Annotated in this window: 12 protein-coding genes; 6 read left to right on the top strand and 6 right to left on the bottom strand. The window is 62.5% G+C overall.

Features of this window, described 5'->3' with window-relative positions; translation table 11 throughout:
* Window positions 1-22: 22 nt before the first annotated feature.
* Together ACN9MX_RS22380 and ACN9MX_RS22385 are read right to left on the bottom strand one after the other, a co-directional pair.
* The gene (locus ACN9MX_RS22380) at window positions 23-772 is read right to left on the bottom strand and encodes an IclR family transcriptional regulator (protein WP_426387808.1); all 750 of its coding nucleotides are present in this window, start codon (window positions 770-772) and stop codon (window positions 23-25) included.
* Between the two features lie 266 nt (window positions 773-1,038).
* On the bottom strand, window positions 1,039-2,046 hold the full coding sequence (locus ACN9MX_RS22385; protein ID WP_426387809.1) for a zinc-dependent alcohol dehydrogenase family protein: 1,008 nt from the start codon (window positions 2,044-2,046) through the stop codon (window positions 1,039-1,041).
* A 200-nt stretch (window positions 2,047-2,246) separates the two neighbouring features.
* On the opposite strand from ACN9MX_RS22385, the gene ACN9MX_RS22390 reads away from it, so the two are divergent.
* From ACN9MX_RS22390 to ACN9MX_RS22405, 4 genes are all read left to right on the top strand, one after another.
* Complete coding sequence (locus tag ACN9MX_RS22390) at window positions 2,247-3,281, top strand: AraC family transcriptional regulator (protein ID WP_426387810.1); 1,035 nt, start codon at window positions 2,247-2,249, stop codon at window positions 3,279-3,281.
* A 97-nt stretch (window positions 3,282-3,378) separates the two neighbouring features.
* Complete coding sequence (locus tag ACN9MX_RS22395) at window positions 3,379-3,846, top strand: VOC family protein (RefSeq protein ID WP_426387811.1); 468 nt, start codon at window positions 3,379-3,381, stop codon at window positions 3,844-3,846.
* Complete coding sequence (locus ACN9MX_RS22400; RefSeq protein WP_426387812.1) at window positions 3,843-5,228, top strand: FAD-binding oxidoreductase; 1,386 nt, start codon at window positions 3,843-3,845, stop codon at window positions 5,226-5,228. Before ACN9MX_RS22395 ends, ACN9MX_RS22400 begins: the two co-directional genes overlap by 4 nt.
* A 229-nt stretch (window positions 5,229-5,457) precedes the next feature.
* Window positions 5,458-6,603: an acyl-CoA dehydrogenase family protein gene (locus tag ACN9MX_RS22405; RefSeq protein WP_426387813.1), complete on the top strand. Its 1,146-nt coding sequence runs from the start codon at window positions 5,458-5,460 to the stop codon at window positions 6,601-6,603.
* 260 nt (window positions 6,604-6,863) lie between these two features.
* Here the strand turns inward: ACN9MX_RS22405 and ACN9MX_RS22410 are convergent, their stop codons facing one another.
* From ACN9MX_RS22410 to ACN9MX_RS22420, 3 genes are read right to left on the bottom strand one after another with little or no spacing between them, the layout of a single operon-like run.
* On the bottom strand, window positions 6,864-7,184 hold the full coding sequence (locus tag ACN9MX_RS22410; RefSeq protein WP_426387814.1) for a hypothetical protein: 321 nt from the start codon (window positions 7,182-7,184) through the stop codon (window positions 6,864-6,866).
* A 10-nt stretch (window positions 7,185-7,194) separates the two neighbouring features.
* Window positions 7,195-8,304 carry a Gfo/Idh/MocA family protein gene (locus ACN9MX_RS22415; RefSeq protein ID WP_426387815.1) on the bottom strand — a complete coding sequence of 370 codons (1,110 nt, stop codon included), beginning with the start codon at window positions 8,302-8,304 and terminating at the stop codon, window positions 7,195-7,197.
* Between the two features lie 11 nt (window positions 8,305-8,315).
* Window positions 8,316-9,095, bottom strand: a complete 780-nt coding sequence (locus tag ACN9MX_RS22420) for an SDR family oxidoreductase (RefSeq protein ID WP_426387816.1) — start codon at window positions 9,093-9,095, stop codon at window positions 8,316-8,318.
* A 316-nt stretch (window positions 9,096-9,411) separates the two neighbouring features.
* Here ACN9MX_RS22420 and ACN9MX_RS22425 point away from each other — a divergent pair, with 316 nt between their 5' ends.
* Window positions 9,412-10,185, top strand: coding sequence for a hypothetical protein (locus tag ACN9MX_RS22425; RefSeq protein WP_426387817.1), 774 nt, complete (start codon window positions 9,412-9,414; stop codon window positions 10,183-10,185).
* Between the two features lie 41 nt (window positions 10,186-10,226).
* On the opposite strand, the gene ACN9MX_RS22430 is transcribed toward ACN9MX_RS22425, so the two are convergent.
* Window positions 10,227-11,480: an amidohydrolase family protein gene (locus tag ACN9MX_RS22430; RefSeq protein WP_426387818.1), complete on the bottom strand. Its 1,254-nt coding sequence runs from the start codon at window positions 11,478-11,480 to the stop codon at window positions 10,227-10,229.
* A gap of 239 nt (window positions 11,481-11,719) precedes the next feature.
* Here ACN9MX_RS22430 and ACN9MX_RS22435 point away from each other — a divergent pair, with 239 nt between their 5' ends.
* Window positions 11,720-12,922, top strand: coding sequence for an MFS transporter (locus ACN9MX_RS22435; RefSeq protein ID WP_426387819.1), 1,203 nt, complete (start codon window positions 11,720-11,722; stop codon window positions 12,920-12,922).
* Window positions 12,923-12,945 lie beyond the last annotated feature (23 nt).

Here is a 12,945-nt window from a genome sequence, read left to right on the forward strand (position 1 = left end):
GCGGCCAGCGACCCTGGCGCGGTTACCCTGCCGCGCCCTGTTCGCATCCAAGCAGGTGGCGATGAATATCCTGCTTCAGGCGGGCCAACGCCATTCCGATGGCTTCCACCTTCTGGCTATCAATCTGGTTGCTGAGGTGGACAGCCGACAGCCCGAAGCTGGGCTCTCCCAAGGCATCCTTCAGGATAGTTGCGACGGTCGTGACCCCAGGCGCGAAATTTCCCAGGTCAATCGCATAGCCGACGCGCAGATATTCGCTCACCTGATGACGATAATCCTCAAGATCGGGGGAGTCCTGCCAGCGAAGCTGCGAAAATTCCCGCTGTATGTCTTTTTCAGAGAGACCAAGCTCGCCGGCAAAAGCGCGTCCTACAGCACCGATGAAGAGTGGGATGCGTTGGCCCACCGACATATGAATTCGCAAGGGATGCGGCGATTCTATAAAGCCCGCTAACACGAGTCGATTGCGATCAATCCTTCGCCAGAAGCATAGCGACGTCTGGGTTTCGGCGACGAACCGGGTCAGACGGGGCTGGATCAGGGCAAAAGTATTGGCCGGATCGAGCGCCCTGCGCGCAAGCATGACAGCCGCGCTGCCCAAGGAATAGCATTTCGTGTCACGGTCGAACTGCGCATAGCCCTCTTCCGCCAGTTGCTTGAGTATTCTGAAACAGGAACTGGTCGGCAGGTCCAGCCCCCGCGAAATGGCGTTGACGCCCAGCGGAACCGACATATTGGCCAAAAACCGCAGCACCGCGATGGTCTGCGCCACCGTACTCATCTTGTGAGGAGAGGCATCGCTGGTCCCGGGCAGAGCCACTACTTGCGCTGGATCATTGGCCATAGTCTGGTTTACCTCTGGAATCTCGCATTGCGTGGCCTCCGGGACCGCCTAGCATATCGATAACGAACCACAACGTCTGGCTGACCATATCAAGCGTCGCCCTTTCATTTCTCAACGGGAAGCGACCTTGCATCTTTTTCCCGCTGGGACGGACCTCATTACAGCCTTGGATATCCTCCCTGTTCATGCCGACTTCAGCGGTAATCTATCGCAATTTTGCCGAAATGCGCCTGCCGCGCAAAATGTTCGAAGGCCTCTTGCAGCGCGGCAAAATCGAAGACAGAGTCAATTACAGGTTCGATCCCGTTCAGTTCCACCGCGCTGATCATCGCCTCCTGATGTTCCTTGCTGCCGACCGTCACGCCACTGATGCGCCGGTTCGCGTGGATCATATGGGCCGGCCCGAACTGGATGGGGCTGCGGCTGAGGACGCCAACGAGGCAGAGCCTGCCGCCTACGCGAAGCGATTGAAGCGATTGTTCGAGATTGCCGCCGGCCACCTCGACCAGATGATCCACGCCTCCGTCCGCAGCTCTCCTCGTGGCCTTTCCCCATTCCGGGTCCATTCGGTCGATTACCGCTGCGGCGCCGAGCGCCAGCAATTTGTCGGCTTTGTCAGGCGTGCCGGTGGTTGCGATGACGCGCGCGCCGGCCATGCGCGCGAATTGCAACGCGAACAGGGAGACGCCACCGGTGCCCTGCACCAATACCGTCTCGCCGGGCTTCAAATCGGCTTCGACAAAGAGGGCACGCCAGGCGGTGAGCGCCGCGCAGGGAAGCGTCGCGGCAGCGATCGGTTCCAAATTCGCGGGCGCGCGCGTGAAGCCCGTTTCGGACATGGTCACCATGGTCGCGGCGAAGCCATCCACATGCTCCCCGCGCATCTTGGCCACCGCCTGCGCGTCCGCCGATCCTCCCTCCCAACCGGGGAAGAAGGTGCCGAGCACATGATCGCCCACGGCGAAACGTCGCGCGTCCGGGCCGCAAGCCGTCACCACGCCGACCCCGTCCGACAAGGGTATGCGCCCTGCCGTAGTCGGAATGACGCCGGTCACCACGAGATAGTCATGAAAATTGAGCGAACTCGCCTCCACGCGGACGAGGATTTCGTCACCTTCAGGATCGCGCGGTTCGAGCTGCACCGGGCTTAGCAGGCCGATCGCTGGCTGCGCGGGGACTCGATACTGTGCTGACGCCTTCATGCATGCTCCATCTTCGCTTCGCATCGGAATCGATGCTGCATCCTCCTTCTGCCACGATCGCGCTTGACTCGCTATTTCAGATGAGGAATAGTTATTCCAGAAATTGCCGATCTTGATCTGAACCGCCAGTGTCGATGACTGACGCTGAAGCGGATCACACAAGGACAGGTCGGACGCTCAATGTGCGGCGGGAGAGGAACGTGGAAAAGCTTTATTCCGGCTTCTGGAACAAGTCCGGTTCGGTCATGCCCTCCTACGAGGCGTTGACGAGGCGGGAGTTCTATGACGGCGACCTTGTCAGCGAGACCGGGGATTTCACGGGTGTCGATATGGACAAGGCGCTCAGCGCGCCCTTGGCGATCACCCGTATCGCGACACGCAACGAACTGACGTTCCGCAGGGGGCCTCAGCATATCCGCAAGAACAGGGTTGGACTGCGAATCTTGTGGTTCACGCTCACCGGATCGGTCCGCATCAATCGCGCATCCGGCACGACCAACATCGCGGCGGGACAGGCAGGGTTTCTCGATTCGGGCGTGCCCTTTTCAGCAAGCCTCAAGCGTTCCGCGGACGGTCATCACTCCTCCTATCAGGTCATCATCCCACCAGACCTTTTCATGAGCCACCTGCATGAGGCCGAACGCTTGTCAGAGCCGTTCAGCCTCGACAGCCAGGAAGGCCATGCCGTCCGGGACCTCCTTGAGGTTCTCGTGAAATATGGCGATCAGCTCAGCGACAAGACGGCCGAGCTTATGGCTTATTCGCTGCTGGAAGCGGTGGCCGATCATTTGCGCAACAGCGGCATCAACATGCCGAAACGGCAGAAGCTGGTGGACAGGCGGCTTTCGGATATCGAAAATTATATCAAGATGAACCTTACCGATCCCGAGTTGAGCTACGACAAGGTCGCGATCTCCTGCGGCATTTCTCCTCGCTATCTCTGTTTCCTTCTGAAAGCGAACAACACCTCGTTCTCGGAACTGGTCTGGAAAAATCGCTTGCCCAAGGCGCGCGACTGGCTGGTGTCGCCCAAGACCCGCGATTACCCGATCCATGAGATCGCCTACATGTCGGGCTTCAAGAGCGCGGCCCATTTCAGCCGTATGTTCCGGGCGAATTATGGCATGCCCCCGCGTAAATATCGCGCGTGGCACGCCACCGAAGCGCAGGAAGCCGCCGAAGCCAAGCGGGACCATGCGTCCTACACGGAGCAGGAAAGCCGACAGGCTGCCTGACAAGAACCAATCCGGCCACGGCGAGGATCAGCCACGAGCAAAGCGCCTGTGCCACGTAAGTCCCAACGGTCATGCATCGGCGAACGAGGAGTTTTGAATGACAGACAGTAAGGGGATCGACCCGCTTTGGGTATGGGGCGAAGATGCGGCCGGTCCTCGCCTGCTCCACAGCATGTTGCGCGTGCGCGATGTCGATGCGACGCTGCGCTTCTATTGCGACGGGCTCGGCATGACACTGCTCGATCGCTACGACTTCGAAGCAGATCGCTTCTCCATCCTGTTCCTGTCCTATGCCGGCTATCGTGACGGACCGGCCGCTATCGAACTGACCTATAACTGGGACCAGAGTGACGATTACACGCATGGCAGCGGCTACGGCCATATCGCCATCGGCGTGCCCGATGTCAGCGAAATATGGTCCCGGCTGGTTGATTATGGCGGCCGCCAGGGTACGGCGCCAAAGTCGATGATGCCCGGCGCGCCAGAACTGGCCTTCGTGTATGATCCGGATGGCTACGCCATAGAACTCATCCAGACGAGGCGCCTACCGGTCGAGACCGCATGATGAAGACCACCGGGTCGCCGGACCTGGTCGAGCGCCTGCTGCACGAGCTTGGACCTGGCGCCGTACTGACCGGCGAGGATGTCGCGGCGCGCAGTTGCGATCCTTTCATGCACGTGCCTCCCCGCTCGACCGCGCTGCTGCGGCCACGATCTACCGCCGAAGTCAGCAGCATATTGGAACAATGCCACCGCGCCGGGCAGAGCATCGTGGTGCATGGCGGCTGCACCGGGGTGGCCGGTGGCGCGCTCGCGGACGAAAGCGAGTTGGTCCTGTCGCTGGAACGCATGAACCATATCATTGAGATCGACCCTCTCGGCGCGACGATGACGGTGGAAGCGGGCGTCCCCATCGAGGAGGTGCAGCGGGCGGCCGCCGCGCATGATCTCTTCTACCCGGTAGACCTGGGTTCGAAGGGCAGCGCGACCGTGGGCGGCACCATCGCGACCAACGCGGGCGGGAACCGGGTGATCCGCTGGGGCATGACCCGACAGAATGTGCTGGGGCTCGAAGTCGTCTTGGCTGATGGAACCATTCTCGACCTTCAGAACCATTTCCTGAAGAACAACACCGGCTACGACCTCAAGCATTTGTTCATCGGCTCTGAAGGAACGCTCGGCATTGTGTGCAAGGCGGTGTTGCGTCTAGTCCCGCTGCCGACGACGCAGCATGTGGCGCTGTTGTCGCTGGGCAGCTTCGCCGATGTGCTCGAACTCCTGGGCCGGGCGCGCGCTCTCCAGCAACTGTCGGCTTTCGAGGTCATGTGGCAGGACTATTACGCCATCGTTTCCCAAGATCCGACGCGCCGCATCGTCGCGCCCGATGCGGCCTTCTACGTGCTGATCGAGGCCATGGGATATGATGAGGCCGGCGACGCGAGCGCCTTCTCGGCCCTGCTCGAGCCTGCGTTGGAGGACGGCTTGCTGATCGATGCGGTGCCAGCCGGCTCGGCCAGGCAGGTCGAGGACATCTGGCGCGTGCGCGAAGGATCGGAAATGCTCGTTCGGGAGATGTGGCCCTTCATCTCCTTCGACGTCAGCGTCGATATCCGCACGGCCGACCCGTTCGTAACCGCCGTGCGCGCGGCGCTGGGCGAAACGTTCGGCGTATATCGCTCCGTGGCTTTCGGCCATCTGGGCGACAGCAACATCCACATCGGCGTTCATATCGGTCCGGACACGCGCCGACGCGAACGCGAGGTGGAGCAGTGTGTCTATGACGTGCTGCAAGAGTTCGGCGGCGCGCTCACGGCGGAACATGGCATCGGCACGGCGAAGCGCGACTTCCTGCCGCAGCATGTCTCGCCAGCCGCGCTCAGGACGATGCGTCAGGTGCGTCAGGCGCTCGACGCCGACCGGCTGATCAACGGCAACGTCCTGTTCTGAAAGTCTCTTTGGAAAAGTGCGAAAGAGCGCATTTCGGTTGCCGGAACGGCCCTCACCCCCCCCGTCAGGCATGGCGGCGGAGCGATGTTCAAACAGCCCTGAACTGCAACTTGTCTTGCATCCCGCACAGGGCGCATAGCCAAGAGCGGCACGGGATGTGATGCATTTCACACATGCACGCGCGTGTTCGCGAGCCGGAAGCCCTCCAACATTAATGGATGATTTGAAGATGAGTGAGAATGCCGACGCCATCCGCGAAATCTGTGACAGCATCATACGCCGGGTCGATCGCGCCTATGTCGCCGACTGCGGCAAGCGCAACGAATTCCCCGAAAAGCTCTGGAATATGTGGGCGGAAAGCGGCCTGCTGTCGATGGGCCTGCCGGAGGAATATGGCGGTTCGGGCGGTCATCTGACGGATATCGTCCTCGCGATCGACCTTCTCCACCAGCACGGCCTGCTCCTCCCCATCGCCGTCACCAACTTCATGTCGCGCGAGCCGCTGCTGCGCCACGCGAGCGAGGAACAGCGCCAGCGTTACCTGCCGCCGACGGCGACCGGCGAATCCTTCTTCAGCTTCGGCATCACCGAGCCGGATGCGGGCACCAACACCTTCAAGATCAAGACGACCGCCATCCGCCAGCCCGACGGCACCTTCCTGCTCAACGGCGGCAAGACCTATCAGACGGCGTTCGTTGAATCGGACAACTGCCTGCTGGTCGCGCGGACCCAGCCTTATGATCCGGCGGATCGGACCAAGGGCATCTCCCTGTTCATTCTCGATACCAAGCTGCCCGGCATCAGCGCCACGCAGATGGAAATCGGCATGTATCTGCCCGAGAAGAACTATACGACCTATTTCGACAATGTCGTCATGCCCGCCGACGCGCTCGTGGGCGTCGAGGGCCAGGGATTGAAGATCCTGTTCGACAGCCTCAATTCCGAACGCTTGCTGGTCGGGGCGATGAATATCGGCCAGGCGGACTACTGCATCAGTCGCGCCGCCGAATATGCCAAGACCCGCGCTCCGTTTGACACCCCCATCGGCGCCTACCAGTCGATCCAGCATCCATTGGCGCGCTCGAAGACCTATGTCGAGGCGGCCCGCACGATGCTGTACAAGGCCTGCGACGCTTTCGAGCGTGGCCAGAATGTCGGCGTGGAAGCGAACATGGTGAAGATCCTGTCGTCCGAGGCGTTCAAGATGTCGGCCGAAATCGCGATGACCACCTTTGGCGGCGCCGGTGTCGATGTGACGCAGGACATCCTGCCCTTCTACATCGCCGCCCAGAACAACATGGTCGCACCGGTCAACAACCAGGTGGTGCTGAGCTTCATCGGCGAAAAGGTGCTGGGCTTGCCGAAGTCCTATTGAACCTGTCGCCAACACGGAAGGGGAGCGGAACGATACCCCGATCGCTGGCGGGCCGCACGGCGCGGGATTTTCGGAAGCCCGCGCCGCCCCTCTGCCGCAAACGAGCGGCTTGGACCGGCGATCATGATGGGGCTGCTGTCACGCCCCTCCCCGCGCTTGTCTTAGGCGAGGCGACCGCTTTGGCGATCTCGCCGATATTCCCGCGCAATCATGCAAAGCATCCCGCCCCCATGTCAGTCGGGGGCGGGATGTTCCGTCCCTCAGGCCGCGCGATACGGCGTGATCAGCTCCGCCGATCCCATGAAAAAACGCGACAGGTCGAACGCTTCGCTCAGCGGCATCGCCTCGGTCCCCGCGCGCGCCAGCAGTTCCTGCTCGACCTGCGCTGGATCGTCGCAGTCCAGGTCATAGATTGCGAGATATTTCCAGCCCTCGCCCGACCGGAACCGATACCGCTCGGCCCCGACGACGCCCGGGACTTCAAACACGTCATCCAGATGTACCTCGTCATACCAGCGGTTGAATTCTTCATCCTGTTCCCCCACCGGGTTTGACAGGACCATCATCTTGAACCTGGCCATCGGCGACTCCTCAGTTGTTCAGCCTGATCGGCGTCGCGGAGGCGGCTGCCTCTTCGATCGCCGCCAGGGTGCGGTGACGGGCCACCGCGACGTCGAAGGACATGCCCGTCCCGCCCTTGCCGGCGAGGGCGTCGGACAGGCGGCGATAGACCTGCGCCACATTGAGCGCCAGGCCGCTGACGGTGTCGGGCACCCATTTGTAATCCGCGGGGATTTCGAGCGGCCGGAGCCGTTTGTCGGAACCGAAGCCGGCGCTGAGCGACATCTCGAACATCTGCGCGTGGCCCCCCGCCGCCTCCAGCCGGACATCGCCCTTGGTGCCGTTGATTTCCCAGGCGAAGTTCGCGCCGCGCGATGTGCCGCCGCGATAGTGGACCGTCGCCAGCGCGCCGCCGACGAGAGTCCCCGTGACGACGATCTGGTCGGGCGTGCGCTTATCCCAGTTGGTGCCATCCTCGATCTGCCGCAGGATGGGCTGGCGGATCGCCGTAGTGGCTGTCAACGAATCGAACTCGCCCAAGCAGTGGCACATCACGTCGACCGCATGGCCGAACGGAATGGTGAGCAACGTCGCGCCATTTGCGGGGTCGAGCAGATAGGTGTTGGGGCGGTCCACCCAGGCACCCCACTGGATGCCCGTGCCGAACATGTTGGAGGACAGTATCTCGCCGATCTCGCCGCTGGCCACCAGATCGCGCAGATAGGCGAAGGGCGGGGCGCATCGCGCCTGTAACCCGATTACGGCTTGCAGGCCCGACGCGGACACCAGCGCGGCCATGTCCTGCGCTTGCGCTAACCCATTTCCCAGCGGCCATTCGCAATAGACATGCTTGCCTGCCGCGATGGCGGTCCGCACGAGGTCGAAATGATGAGGCACCTTCACCGTCACCGCGACGACATCCACGTCCTCGCATGCGGCCAATTCTGCGGCCGAGGAAAAAGCGCGGTCGACCGGCAAGCCGATGTCGTCGGCGGCGGCCCGCGCCGATTCCGGGCGTGTCGTCGCGACGGCCGCGACACGATATTCGGGAAGCCCGCGCAACGCGGGAACATGCGCCACAGCGGCCCAGCTGCGCTGCGGTTCATAGCCGATGATGCCGACGCCGATCTGTTTGCTCATGCTCATTTCGCTCACATCCCCGGCACCGCACTGGTGCCGCCTCCATCAACGACGAATTGCGCGCCGGTCGAGAAGCTAGACTCGTCGCTTGCCAGATACAGCGCCATATTGGCGATCTCTTCCGGCCTCCCCAGTCGGCCCATGGGAATCATTTCAAGCAACTGGCCCTCAAGACGCTCCGCCTTTTCCGCGTCGGGCCGCCATGGCGCGAAAATGGGCGTGTCGATAGGGCCGGGATGGATGGAATTGCAACGGATGGCCAGGCCGCGACGAGCAAAGTTGACGGCGATCGACTGGGTCATCAGCTTCACCGCGCCCTTGGTCGCGGAGTAGCCGCAGTCGGCAGCGGTGGCGAGGATCGCCGCATTCGAGGACATATTGATGATCGAGCCGATGGCGCCGCCCGGATTGCGCTGCATGAGCAGCGACCCGTGCTTGCACCCCAGCATCACCCCCGTGACGTTGATGGAGAACAGACGGTCCCACGCGGCGACATCGATATGTTCTAGCGGTCCCGTACCGAGAATCCCGGCGTTGTTGACGAGGATGTCGAGCCGTCCATGCTCATTCTCGATCCGGGCGACTGCGGCCTGCCAATGGTCTTCCCGTGCGACGTCGAGCGAAAGAAAAGTCGCCCCGGCTTCGGCGGCCACCGGCCCCCCCTGCTGCGCGTTCACGTCTCCGGAATAGATGATCGCGCCTTCCTGCGCGAAGCGGCGAACGATCGCTTCGCCAAGGCCCGAGGCGCCACCGGAAACCAATGCAACTTTGCCTTCAATCCTGCCCGCCAAAGCTCTCTCCTCTGATTTGATTGTTGATCGCGCCGCTACTCGGTCGATCCTGTCGGACCCGCAGCTTGCCACCATCGGCGTTGCGATGGTTCGCAAGGCGGCAAGTCTGCATGGCGAAGCAAGTCCAAGGGCGTCCGCAGACAAGGGCTTGGGATGGCGCGATGCTATCGCGCACAAACAGCGGACGCGAAAGGCGAAGCCATGACGATTCCATGCCCGTGATGCGGGGCAGCGGCCATGATACAGAACCGCGCGGGACTGGCATCGATGAAGCGAGGCCGTTTCCGGAAATCCCCCACAAGCTGTAAGGCAGGTCATGACCCGGAAGACAACCGATCACATGTCCACCGCGACCGACTGGGGAACGGGCGTGACCCGGCGCGCTTTCCGCCTGCGGGGTTTGCCGGATCGGGTCGAAGCCGCGCTGGAGGATATGTGCCATGCCATGCTCTGCACCTTGCGTCATGATGGGCGGACGGTCACGTCCGTCGAAGCGGACTTCCGCCGCTACACACTGCAGCTGTGCCCGGGCGCCAGCGAGCCGCTCAAGCAGATCGTCGGCATGCCGCTTGCGACATCCACCTCTGATTTCTTCGCCAACGGCCGTGCGCGGCTAAACTGCACGCATATGCTCGACCTGGCATGGCTGGCGCTGCACCACGCGAGTCGGGGAGAAACCGAATGGCTCTACGAAGTCGAAATCCCCGACGCGTTGACCGGACCGATGCGGGGCGTCCTGCGCCGTAACGGCGATGTCGTGCAGGACTGGCTGGTGGAGGGCAATGTCATCGCTTCGCCTTTCTCCTTGGCGGGCCAGTCCCTCGCCGGCGGCTTCACCAAGTGGCTCCTCACGGCCTCGGGCCTGCCGGAACTGGCGATCGAAGAATGCCTCGTCCTTCACAAGGGCTTCTTCATGACCGGCGCGCGCAAATTCCGCCTGCCTGAGGGGCCGGTCACGGATGATCACCGCAAGGCCATAGAAGGCGTATGTTTCGGCTATGCCTCGGAACGGATCGGCGAGGCCATCGCATTGACCGGAATGCGGCGCGACTTCTCGCAGCAGCCCGAAAGGCTTCTGCGCTTCGAATGAACGGCCGTGCTATCCCATAGCGCGGCCGAGTCCCAGAATGATCAGTTGCTGGTCGTATATTTCTCCGGAATGTCGAACCGGAACGCGCGCGCGGCGTTGAACCCCAGCAGCTTGGCGCGGGTCTCCTCGCGCAATCCGTTGCCCAGGGTGCGATACAGCGCCTGCGCGGAATAGGGCCAGCTGCCTTCATGGTGGGGATAGTCATTGGCCCACATGAAGTTGTTTTCGAGTCCGAATTCCTCGACCAGCGCGACTGCGGCCTTATCCTCCCCGAACGATGCGAAACAGTTGCTGCGATAATAGTCGCTGGGCAGATTCTTCATCTTCGGACGGACCCAGAAGTGATGCTTGAGATAGGCTTCGTCCATCTTCTGCATCATCCACGGCACCCAGCCGGCATCAGCCTCGATCGTCGCCGCGCGAAGGCGGGGGAAGCGCTCGAACACGCCCGATGCGCACATGTTGACGATCGGCTCGATGGTCGGCGACAATGAGTGGCACACATAATTGATGATCGCCCCGCCATTACCCCTCGCCGCGCGCGGGTCGCGGCCGGTCGACACATGATAGGTGATCGCCAGGTCATGATCCTGGATCGCGGCCCACATCCGGTCGAAAACCGGCAGGTTGTAGTTGATGTCGTTGACGTCATGCTCACCGAAGATCGGCTTGTTGGGCAGCGCGAGAATCCGATAGCCAAGCTTGGCCACGCGCTCGATCTCCGCCACGGCGAGGTCGACGTCGGCCGTGCAGATCGCCGCGGTGGGACTGCAGCGGTGTAGAAAAGGCGCACATTGCTCCATCGCCCAGTCGTTCCAGGCCCTGGCCTGCGCATCGACCACTTCATTGTTGCGGCTCGACCACATCAGCAGCGCGGCGCCATTGGGAAAAATGACTTCCGCATCCACGCCGTCACGATCCTGATCGGCGATTCGGGCCAGTCCGCCGACGACGGTGCCGTCCTGGTCCTTGGCCAGCAGGTCCGCACCCGATTTGGACCGCACCAGATCATCGCCGTCGAAATCGAAATTCACCAGCCTGTCCGGCCGCGCGCCGGGCATGACGATGTAGCGTTCCCCATTTTTCCGCACTTCGATCCTGGGGAGGAAATCGTGGAACTTGCGATCCATCCTTTCGTGGAACAGCTTTACCGGCGGGGACATATGCGTGTCGACCGAGACGATGAAATGCTTGTTGGGACCCGGACGCACGTCGCGGACCCAGCCTTCCACCTCGGGCGCTCCAAGGCGCCACGCATTCGCGGCATTGGGAATAATTTCAGCAACCGTGCCCATGACGATCCTCCTTCCTCTTTGAGAGGCTTAGCCATCGCGCGTTCGAAAGGGTTCATAAAGTTCATCTTTTGCAGCCACCGTTCAACTTTTTTAAACGGTCGTACCCCCGCGCGGCAAAACCGCACGAATGGACATCTCCATTTGCCGCGCAGGACATATCCCCGCGCGAAGGAGGCTTAGCACCGGCCGGCATGCGTGGGACACTAGCCGCAACGAACACGACCCTTCGGGAGAGACATATGGCGACCGCCCCGGGCGACAAAGCCAATCGCATGACGGTCATCGTCTGCATGCTGGCGAACAATTTCACGCTGGGCCTCACTTTCGGGTCCTTCGGCGCCCTGCTCGTCAGCAACGAGTTGGCGTTCGGCGTCGCGCGCAGCACCGTATCGCTAGGAATGAGCGCCGTCGCGACGACAGTGGGCCTGTCCGCGCTGCTGATGGGAGGGCTGGTACGAAAGCTCACGCCGCGCGTTTCGATCGCCCTGGGCCTGGGCGCCACCGCCAGCGCGCTCGTGGGGCTGGCCCTCACGTCCAGTTTTCCGGTGGCGCTGGCGATGTGGTCCCTGCTCGGCTTCGGCGCGGCGATGGCCGCGATCCTCGGACCGGTAGCCATCGCGGCAAACCTCTTCCCCGGCCGGGCGGGGAAGGTTCTTGGGATCGTCAATCTGCCGATCGTCCTGTTCTTCGGACCATGGCTAGTGGCCACCATGCTACCCGTCTTCGGGCGCGAAACGACCTATCTTCTGCTCGCCGTCCCGCCTCTCCCGGTCCTGCCCCTCGCGCTGCGCCTTCCCGCAGCGCGGAACAGCGGCGATCATGCAATCGGTCCGGCGGCGAAGTCCGTGCCGACAGCGGCCATCCTCGGCCGGATGGACTTCTGGTTGATCTCGCTGGGCATCGCTATCATCGCCGGGACTGGAACCGCCTACACCGTGCATGCGATCCCCTTTGCCGAGTCGCGCGGGATGAGCGCCGGAGCGTCCGCCATCATCCTGTCCGTCTATTCCGGCGCGGGCTTTGCCGGCATCCCGTTATTTGGCTGGCTGGCCGACAAGATCGGCGCACCGCGTGCGCTGGCCATATCCGGCGTCGTCCAATGCTTGTGCTGGGCCGGGCTGGCGGTAGCGCCCAACGGCAGCTTTCCCTTTCTGTCGGCAGCCCTGGGCGCTGCGTCCACGCCACTCACCACGCTTCACGGCGTCGCCATGGCGCAGATTTTCGGTGCCCAGGGCGTCGGCAAGGCGATGGGATATAGTTATGCGATCAAATTGCCGGCCCTGTTCCTGGCCGCGCCCGCCGTCGGTTACGCCTATGTGATCATGCTCGATTACCGGCCTGCTTTCCTGATCGTGGCCGCCTGTCTGGTCGGCGCCATCGGCGCGCTGGTCGCGCCGATGCTGGTGCGGAACGCCGCACCCCGGTCGGTGCTGTCGGCGTGACCGGAAGCGCGACAGGTCCGGCG

Source organism: Sphingobium sp. R-21, assembly GCF_049913335.1.
In the GTDB taxonomy this organism is placed as follows: domain Bacteria; phylum Pseudomonadota; class Alphaproteobacteria; order Sphingomonadales; family Sphingomonadaceae; genus Sphingobium.

Coding starts and splice junctions, on each gene's coding strand:
- ACN9MX_RS22385 (WP_426387809.1), bottom strand. CDS start 2,046: ATGAAGGCGTCAGCACAGTATCGAGTCCCCGCGCAGCCAGCGATCGGC.
- ACN9MX_RS22395 (WP_426387811.1), top strand. CDS start 3,379: ATGACAGACAGTAAGGGGATCGACCCGCTTTGGGTATGGGGCGAAGAT.
- ACN9MX_RS22400 (WP_426387812.1), top strand. CDS start 3,843: ATGATGAAGACCACCGGGTCGCCGGACCTGGTCGAGCGCCTGCTGCAC.
- ACN9MX_RS22405 (WP_426387813.1), top strand. CDS start 5,458: ATGAGTGAGAATGCCGACGCCATCCGCGAAATCTGTGACAGCATCATA.
- ACN9MX_RS22410 (WP_426387814.1), bottom strand. CDS start 7,184: ATGGCCAGGTTCAAGATGATGGTCCTGTCAAACCCGGTGGGGGAACAG.
- ACN9MX_RS22415 (WP_426387815.1), bottom strand. CDS start 8,304: ATGAGCAAACAGATCGGCGTCGGCATCATCGGCTATGAACCGCAGCGC.
- ACN9MX_RS22425 (WP_426387817.1), top strand. CDS start 9,412: ATGACCCGGAAGACAACCGATCACATGTCCACCGCGACCGACTGGGGA.
- ACN9MX_RS22430 (WP_426387818.1), bottom strand. CDS start 11,480: ATGGGCACGGTTGCTGAAATTATTCCCAATGCCGCGAATGCGTGGCGC.
- ACN9MX_RS22435 (WP_426387819.1), top strand. CDS start 11,720: ATGGCGACCGCCCCGGGCGACAAAGCCAATCGCATGACGGTCATCGTC.